9 protein-coding genes and 1 pseudogene are annotated in these 8,330 nt (G+C 72.9%); 8 read left to right on the top strand and 2 right to left on the bottom strand.

Going from position 1 to position 8,330, the window contains the following annotated elements:
• From ABD224_RS28575 to ABD224_RS28555, 5 genes and pseudogenes are all read left to right on the top strand, one after another.
• Nucleotides 1–105 (top strand): annotated as a pseudogene (locus ABD224_RS28575) (pyridoxamine 5'-phosphate oxidase family protein); the annotation flags it as partial.
• A gap of 189 nt (nucleotides 106–294) precedes the next feature.
• On the top strand, nucleotides 295–984 hold the full coding sequence (locus ABD224_RS28570) for a CBS domain-containing protein (RefSeq protein WP_344055106.1): 690 nt from the start codon (nucleotides 295–297) through the stop codon (nucleotides 982–984).
• Nucleotides 985–1,333: 349 nt separating this feature from the next.
• Nucleotides 1,334–2,227: a universal stress protein gene (locus tag ABD224_RS28565; RefSeq protein WP_344055104.1), complete on the top strand. Its 894-nt coding sequence runs from the start codon at nucleotides 1,334–1,336 to the stop codon at nucleotides 2,225–2,227.
• 182 nt (nucleotides 2,228–2,409) lie between these two features.
• On the top strand, nucleotides 2,410–3,396 hold the full coding sequence (locus ABD224_RS28560; RefSeq protein ID WP_344055102.1) for an Acg family FMN-binding oxidoreductase: 987 nt from the start codon (nucleotides 2,410–2,412) through the stop codon (nucleotides 3,394–3,396).
• Nucleotides 3,397–3,510: 114 nt separating this feature from the next.
• Entirely contained in the window at nucleotides 3,511–3,987 is a 477-nt protein-coding gene (locus ABD224_RS28555) for a hemerythrin domain-containing protein (protein ID WP_344055100.1), read from the top strand.
• Between the two features lie 107 nt (nucleotides 3,988–4,094).
• Here the strand turns inward: ABD224_RS28555 and ABD224_RS28550 are convergent, their stop codons facing one another.
• Complete coding sequence (locus tag ABD224_RS28550) at nucleotides 4,095–4,898, bottom strand: ribonuclease BN (RefSeq protein ID WP_344055098.1); 804 nt, start codon at nucleotides 4,896–4,898, stop codon at nucleotides 4,095–4,097.
• 311 nt (nucleotides 4,899–5,209) lie between these two features.
• On the bottom strand, nucleotides 5,210–5,614 hold the full coding sequence (locus tag ABD224_RS28545; protein WP_344055096.1) for a ChaB family protein: 405 nt from the start codon (nucleotides 5,612–5,614) through the stop codon (nucleotides 5,210–5,212).
• 238 nt (nucleotides 5,615–5,852) lie between these two features.
• Between ABD224_RS28545 and ABD224_RS28540 the strand changes: the two genes are divergently transcribed.
• The 3 genes from ABD224_RS28540 to ABD224_RS28530 form a co-directional block, all read left to right on the top strand.
• Nucleotides 5,853–6,239 (top strand): four-helix bundle copper-binding protein, encoded by a 387-nt coding sequence (locus ABD224_RS28540; RefSeq protein ID WP_344055094.1) that lies wholly within the window; start codon nucleotides 5,853–5,855, stop codon nucleotides 6,237–6,239.
• A 34-nt stretch (nucleotides 6,240–6,273) separates the two neighbouring features.
• On the top strand, nucleotides 6,274–7,116 hold the full coding sequence (locus ABD224_RS28535) for an oxygenase MpaB family protein (RefSeq protein WP_344055092.1): 843 nt from the start codon (nucleotides 6,274–6,276) through the stop codon (nucleotides 7,114–7,116).
• Nucleotides 7,117–7,222: 106 nt separating this feature from the next.
• Nucleotides 7,223–8,330: serine/threonine-protein kinase (locus ABD224_RS28530; protein ID WP_344055090.1), on the top strand; the 1,108-nt coding region annotated here is incomplete at its 3' end.

Here is an 8,330-nt window from a genome sequence, read left to right as displayed (position 1 = left end):
GTGCCCTGGCCGCGGGAGGTGTTCGTGCGGGTGGAGCCGGAGCTGATCACGGGGCGTGAGCTGGTCGGCGGCCGCAGCCTCTACGGCCTCGACGCCCTTCTCTGACTCCTCCGACTCTTCCGGACCCTTCTCCCTGCTCCTTCGTTCCCTGCTTCTTCCCGCTTCCTCCCACCTCCTCCCGCCCTTCCGGCTCTTTCCTCCGGCCCTTTGGCCCTCCCGGCTTTTCCGACTTTTCTGACTCTTCTGGCTCTTCCCGCTCTTCCGAGCCTTCGACCGGACCCACCGGAGGGCGTCATGAAGGATTCCCCGTACACCGTCGGTGACGTGATGACCCGTACCGTCGTCGCCCTGACCAGTGGTGCGTCGTTCAAGGAGATCGTGCGGACGATGAAACGGTGGGACGTCAGCGCGATGCCCGTGCTGGACGACAGCGGCCGGGTGATCGGCGTCGTCTCGGAGGCCGACCTGCTGCGCAAGGAGGAGTTCCGCGCCGACGAGCCCGGCCGGCCCGGCCGGACGCAACGCCCGGCGGACGAGGCCAAGGCGGAGGCCGCGACCGCCGGGGAGCTGATGACCGCCCCGGCCGTCACCGTCCACCCCGACGCCGGCCTGGGCCGGGCGGCCCGCCTCATGGCCCAGCGAGACGTCAAGCGCCTGCCGGTCGTCGACGACGACGGCGTGCTCACCGGCATCGTCAGCCGCTCCGACCTGCTCAAGGTCTTCCTGCGCAGCGACGAGGACCTTGCCGAGGAGGTCCGCCGCCGGCTGCGCGATGCCCGGCTTCCGGGTCTGTCGGAGTCGATACGCGTGACCGTGCACGAGGGCGTCGTCACCCTCAGCGGACGCGTCCAGGACGCCTCCCTGACACCGCTCGCCCTGCGCCTGGCGCGCTCCGTCGAGGGTGTGGTGGACGTCCACAGCGCCCTCGCGGGACCGCCCCGCCGCCCCCTGCTCGAACCCGATCTGGCCGACGAGCAGCCCTGAGGCACCCGGACGGACTTCCGCGGCGCCCCGCCGCGCCGCGCCATCCGGCCTGCCCTCCCCGGAACCGCTTCACGCCGGGGCAGCTTCACACAGGGGGCTTCCGGCTCCCCCGGACGCGGCCCCCACGCATCGGACGCCGCTCCTCGCTCCCCCGGGTTTCCCCGGGTTTCCCCGGGTTTCCCGGGCTTCCCGGCCCCCTGTGATCCCCTGTGAGCCCTGAGAGCGCCGGAAATCTCCGGCGGAGAGCACCGGGCGGTCGATCGGCTTCCCCTCCAGGGACCTTGGACCCTCCTGCGGCGAGGTGTCGACGGCGACAGTGGAGGTATCCACCGCAAGGAGACCGCCCACCATGTCGACCATTCCCGTTCGTCCCGTCGTCGTCGGCTTCGACGGCAGCCGTGCCGCTTGTGCCGCGGCCGACTGGGCCGCCCACGAGGCCCTGCTGCGTCAGGTGCCGCTGCGGCTGGTACATGCCTGGGAACAGCCGATCGTGCCCTATGCGCCCCTCGCGGGCGTGACCGTCCCGTCGGACCCCAAGAGGTCCGCGCGTCTGCTCACCGACGCCCGGGTCCATCTGTCGCGCCGCCACCCCGGGCTCGAGGTCATCACCGACCGTCTCCCCGGGGACCCCGCGACGGCTCTGGCGGCCGCCGGGGCGGACGGCGAGATGCTGGTGCTCGGCTCGCACGGGCTGGGCAGGACCGCCGGTTTCCTGCTCGGCTCCGTGGCCCGGGCGGTGGTGGCACGGGCGGAGGGGCCGGTCGTACTGGTCCGCGCCACCGACACCGAAAAGCCGGAGGACGGCGTCCAGAAGCCGGTGACGGGCAGGAACACCGGCGGCGTCGTGGTCGTCGGCGTGGACCTGGACAGCCCCGACGACACCGTACTCGTGTTCGCCTTCGAGGCCGCCGCACGGCGCGGCACCGCCCTGCGCGTCGTTCACGGCCGCGGCTCGGCGGACGAGCCCGCCGACGGCCTCGGCCTCGCGGAGACGGAGTCCGTGACCGCTCCGCTCGACGACGTGCTCCGCCCCTGGCAGGAGAAGTTCCCCGGCGTGCCGGTGACCGCCCAGGCCGTGATCGGCCAGGCCGGCACCCATCTGGTCGACGCCTCCAGGGACGCCGTGCTGCTGGTCGTCGGGCGGACGGTCCGGCAGGGCACGCTCGGCACGCACATCGGACCGGTCACCGACACGGTGCTGCGCCACGCGACACCGCCGGTCGCGGTGATCCCTCACACCTGACGCGGGTTTGTGCGCCGGGGCGGCAGATCACCCGGAGGCGGAACGAATGGGCCGGAAGGCCCCCTGTCCGGCTCCGATCCGGGCCGGTCGGCTCATGCGGCGAGGGCCCTCCAGGGGTTGACTGGACCACGGAGGCGGCGGAATTCCGGCGGCCGCAGGGCATCCGGCCCGAGGAGGTTGCGATGGCCACGCGACAGCTCGACAGCAGGACGGTGACCGCACTGGTCGCCGAGGCCACGGCCGCCCCGTCCATGCACAACGCCCAGCCCTGGAGGTTCCGCCTCCTGCCGGACGAGGACCTGCTCCTGCTGTACGCCGACCTCCGGCGGGCCATGCACCGGACCGACCCCGGCCACCGGGCCCTGCACATCGGATGCGGAGCGGCGCTGTTCAATCTGCGGGTTGCCGCCGTGCACGCCGGTTTCACCCCCGAGGCCGGGCTGCTGCCCGATCCGGCGGACCCGCTGCTGCTCGCCGCGGTGCACCTGGTGGAACCCGCGACGAACGACGACGACCTGCGACGGCTGCACCCGGCGGTCTCCAAGCGGCACACCAGCCGCCATCCGTTCTCCGAGCGGGAGATCCCCGAGGACGTCCGCGCCGCACTGCGGGCGGCGGCGGCCCGGGAGGGGGCCGAGCTGCTCTTTCCCGGGCGCTGGCACACCGAGACCGTACTGGAGCTGGTCCGCGACGCGGAGGGCCGGGAAACCCTGGACCCCGTCAGCAGGGAGGACCTGATCCGCTGGGTCCGGCTCGGACCGGAGGCCGACGTCGCCACCGACGGCGTCCCCGAGTACGCCTTCGGACCCCACCGCCGCGACGGAAGGGCCCCGCAGCGCGACTTCGCCGGCCGCCGGCCGGTGGCCGGACGCGACGCCGAGGACTTCGAGCACGATCCGCAACTGGCCCTGCTGAGCACCCGCGGCGACACACCGGCCGACTGGCTGCGCGCCGGCCAGGCCCTGGAACGGGTCCTGCTGGAGGCGACCTCGGCCGGTCTTGCCACCTCCCTGACCTCGCACCCGCTGGAGAGCCCGGACCTGCGCCTGCTGGCCCGCGACCCGGTGTCGGGCAGCGGCCATGTGCAGATGGTGCTGCGCCTCGGCTACGGCCCCGGCGGCATCGCCAGCCCCCGCCGTCCGGTCCGTGAGGTCCTCGACATCGCCTGAGACCACGACCCGGAACCGCACCTCGGAACCACATCAACCACATCAACCACATCGGCCGGAACACACCGGCCGACCGGACCGGCGGGACCGCACCGACGGGAGGAGAACACACCGATGTGCGAATACTGCGGCTGCCAGAGCCTGGCCTCGATCGACGAGCTGACCCGTGAGCACGAGACCCTGGTGAACCTCGTCGGCCGGGTGCGACAGGCCCACCAGGACGGTGACATCACCCGCATGGCGGATCTGGCCCGGCAGATCTCCGCGGTGCTCGGCCCGCACACCGAGGTGGAGGAGCACGGCCTGTTCCCCGCCCTCGCCCCGGAGTTCCCCGAGAAGATCGCCGCACTGGAGGCGGAGCACCGCCGTGTCGACCGGGTGCTCGCCGAGGCGGACGCCGGTGTCCCGGCGGACCCCGCATGGCCCGCCCGCTTCCTCGAGGCACTCGCACTCCTGCGGGAGCACATCCTCAAGGAACAGGACGGCGTCTTCCCCGCCGCGCTGGCCTGCCTGAGCACCGAGCAGTGGGAGGCCGTCGAAGCGGTGCGTGCCCGGGTGACCTCCCGTACGGCCCAGTCCTCGGCCGTGTGACAGCCGCTCACGCGTACGCCTCCCCGGCGGTTACGGTCCGGTCCTGTGCCCCGTGGTCCCGTGAGCGCTCGATCCTCGGCTTTCCGCGGCACCCCGCCGGCGCGGGCTCATGTCTCGTCGGCCTCCTTGTGCTGCAGCAGATGCCCCATCCGGTCGCAGAACAGATGGCCGACCAGTGCGCCGCCATAGACGACGAATCCCACGCCGATCAGCCAGGACTCCACCACCAGGATGGTGCCGATGGCGCCGTAGCTGACCGCGTTGGTCACGATCAGCGGAGTGAACACCAGGTCCGAGAAGACCCGCAGGCCCACCAGGCCCGCCATGGTGGCGACGGCCCCGGGGAACAGCAGCCGCCAGCGCACCTGGTGGCCGAGGAAGAAGTGCGGACCCCACCAGAAGAACAGCACGCCGATGCCCACGCTCAACAGCATCCGGTGCGTCCCGGCGAGCACGGTGCGGGTGAGCACCTGCACATACAGGTACACCATCAGCATGATCAGCCAGACGACCTGGCGCCAGATCCGGTGCCAGGGGCCGGAGGGCAGCCGCCAGATCCGCTCGTAGGCGTTCTGCACGCTCGACGCGAAGGAGACGCCGAAGACGACGAGCAGCACCAGCCCCCACACACTGGTGGAGGCGGCCACCCTGGGCGGCGGGTTGAAGACCTCCGTGAGCACCCGGGCGGACTGGCCGGACAGGTCCATGCCGTCCACCAGCCACAGCGCGAACCCGGAGTGGTACAGGGGGTCGAGCGCGGCCACCACGATCAGCAGCGGCGCCAGGGTGATCAGGGCGAGCGTGGCGAACCCCACCGCCCGGTGCATGAGCTCCAGCTGTTTGCCGCGCCGGTAGAGCTCAGCGGCCCATCCGGGGTGCGTCGTCGGGCGCTCGGCCCCCCGCTCGCTCAACGCAGCCGCCGTGAGCGCCCGTTTCCGTGACCGGCGGCGGCGTCGCACGGCGCCGGACGGGACGGAGTCGGACGTGACATGGCGACGGCGTCTCCTCTCCGGGCCGCAGGTGACCGGCGCGACCGCGCAGACCCATCATCGCGACCCCGCCCGCCGGACGCACCCCGACGACGCGCGGGAACGAGGCGGGAGAGCGACCGGCCCGGGGCCCGCGGCCCCACGACGGCGGACACCAGGAGCGCGCGGCGGGGACGCCGGGCTCCGCGGCGGCCACGGCCCCGCCGTGACCCCGCTCACTCCGGTCACTCCGCTCACCCGGAGCGTGCCTGCCGGGTCCTCGAACGGTTCTCCTCGCGGATCGCGTCCAGCAGCTCCCCCTTGGACATCTTCGAGCGCCCCTCGACACCGAGACGCCTGGCCACGCCGTACAGATGCTCCTTGGAGGCGCTCTCGTCGACGCCCTCGCCGCTGCGCCCGCCCTGTCCACAGGGCCGGGCCGACCGCGGATCCGACGGGCCCCTGCGTCCGCCCTCCTTGCGCTCCCAGTGATCGCCGACCTTCTCGTACGTGTGCTTGAGCGCGCTGTACGCCACCCGGTGCGCCCGCTCACCCTCGCCGTACTGCTCCACCGCGGAGTCGTGGGCCTTGATCCAGGTGCGCTGGGCGTCCTCGGGGGAACGCCTCAGCGTCGACGGCAGTTCCTCTCGTCCGGGCACGGATCCACCTCCGTATCTCGTCCGTATCCCGCGTATCCCACGTATCCCGCGTGTCTCGTGGTCTTCGCCGTCTCGCTGTCCCGGCGTCTTGTCGTCCCGGCGCCTCGGCGGTTCGGCGGCTCGTTCGTGTCCCCTCGCCTCCGGGCCGCACGAGTGCCCGGCCGAGACGGTGGAAAACGGCCGCAACCCCCTGCTATCACCGCGTTTGACGGCCGGGGGTTCCGGCTACCCGCGCGGTGTGACCACGACTTCTTCGACGACTTCGCAACGGCAGGAACTCATCCGGTTCCTGGAGGACCGCTTCACCTGCGCCCAGGCGTGCACGGAGTGTGCCCGGGCGTGCGCGCTGCGCGCGAGCCTGGTGGAGCCCGGCGGAGGCGAGGAGCAGGAGCTCCTGCGGCGCAAGGGCATCGTGTGCGCGGAGGTCTGCGACGCCACCTGCCGGATGCTGTCCGAGCAGAACAGCCAGAACGAGGCCGCCATCCGTGTCCAGCTGGAGTGGTGCCGGGCCGCCTGCCTGGAGTGCGCGCACGTCTTCGACCGGCACCCGGGCGCCGAGCGGACCGCCGAGGCCTGCCGGGCGGCGGCCCGCGCCTGCTCGGACTTCATGGCGACCCTGGGCTGACGCACGGACGCGGGGACATGGGAGCCTGGGAGGCATGAGCGATCCCGGGTTGTTCGGTCCATGGTCCGTGACATGGAACATGCACGGCGACCCGATGATGTGGATCGCCGGCATCCGGGCGCTGTACTTACAGGCCCTCCATCCGCGTGCGGTGCGCGGCGTGATGGAGAACTCCGACTTCCGGCGCGACGCCTGGGGCCGGCTGCTGCGCACGGCCCGCTTCGTCGGGACGACGACGTACGGGACGACCGAGGCCGCCGAGAAGGCCGGTGCCCGGGTGCGGAGGATCCACAGCATGCTCCGGGCGACCGACCCGGAGACGGGGGAGCGCTACCGGCTCGACGCCCCCGAACTGCTGCTGTGGGTGCACTGCGCGGAGATCGACTCCTATCTGCACGTGCTGCGCCGCTCCGGCTTCCCGCTCACCGACGCCCAGGCCGACCGCTACATCGCCGAACAGCGCACAAGCGCCCGCCTGGTGGGCCTGGACCCGGCCACCGTGCCCGCCGACCGGGCGGAACTCGCGGCCTACTTCGACACGGTGCGCCCCGAACTGGCCGCCGGAGCCGACGCACGGGAGGTCGACGCCTTCCTGCTCCGGCCACCGGTACACCCGCTGCTCGTCCCGGCGCGGGAGTTGCTGTGGCGGCGCGTGGCACGGCTGGCGTACGCCTGTCTGCCGCCGTACGCCCATGAGCTGTACGGCAGGCCGGCCCCCGCACCCGCCACCGTCACCCGCCGGCTGCGTCTCACCGGTACCCTGCTGCGCTGCATCCCCGCACGTCTGCGCTGGCAGCTCCCGCCGAAAAACATCCTCCACGCGATGGCCAGGCTCGGCCCCGGGACACGTCCCGCACCGTACAAAGCCGGGCGATAGCACGCCATACTGGACGGGGCCTTCCGGCGGATCGGGCCGACACCGGGGCGGCTTGCCGACACGGTCCGGGAGGACGGGCACACGGCGACGGGGGCAGCGGCGCGAGATGTCGGAGACCAGGCTGATTCAGGGCCGTTACCGGCTGCTCGACCCGATCGGGCGGGGCGGCATGGGCGAGGTGTGGCGGGCGCGGGACGAGTCACTGGGCCGTCAGGTCGCCGTGAAGTGCCTCAGACCGCTCGGCCCGCACCACGACTCCTCCGGTGCCCGGGTGCTGCGCGAGCGCTTCCGGCGCGAGGCCCGGGTGGCCGCCGCGCTGCAGCACCGAGGGGTGACCGTCGTCCACGACTTCGGCGAGTTCGACGGCGTGCCGTATCTCGTCATGGAGTTACTGGACGGCCGCGACCTCAGCCGGCTGCTGGACGACAACGGGCACCGGCCGCTGGCCGTCCCGGACATCGTCGAGATCGCCGAACAGGTCGCCGCCGCCCTTGCCTACACCCACCGGCAGGGCGTGGTGCACCGCGATCTGAAACCGGCGAACATCGTGCGCCTGACCGACGGCACGGTGAAGATCTGCGACTTCGGCATCGCCCGGCTCGGCCACGACATCGGCTTCACCACCCGGCTGACCGGCACCGGCATCGCCCTGGGCACCCCGCACTACATGTCGCCCGAGCAGATCGGCGGAGCCGAGGTCGACCAGCGCAGCGACCTGTACTCACTGGGCTGCGTGCTGTACGAGATCGCCACCGGCGCACCGCCGTTCGACCACGACGACGCCTGGGCGATCCTGATCGGCCACCGCGACACCCCGCCCGAGCCGCCGCGCCGTCACCGCGCCGAACTTCCCGCGTACCTGGAGCGGATCATCCTCGACCTGCTCGCCAAACTCCCCGAGCACCGGCCGCAGGACGCCCATGAGCTGTACCGCCGCCTCATCGAGGGCCGCACCGCGCACGCCCGCACGCTCGCAGTGGCCGCCCTGCGGCCGGCCGGGCGCGAGGCCCGCCTGCCGTCCTGGACACGCGGCATGACCACCGGCCCCAAGGCGATCGGAACCGCACCGCGCACCACCCCCGCGGACCCGGCCGCCGGCCTCACCGGAACGTGGACCGCGCCCGCCGGCTCGGCCGGTGCCGGCGCGGTCGTGCCCGCCCGTGCGGCCGGCACCGGCCCGCCCCCCCCCCCCCCCCCCCCCCCCCCCCCCGTTC

This window comes from Streptomyces thermoalcalitolerans, from assembly GCF_039525155.1.
GTDB lineage: Bacteria > Actinomycetota > Actinomycetes > Streptomycetales > Streptomycetaceae > Streptomyces > Streptomyces thermovulgaris.
Note: the sequence above shows the minus strand (reverse complement) of the source record. Positions and strands in the feature narration are given on the sequence as shown.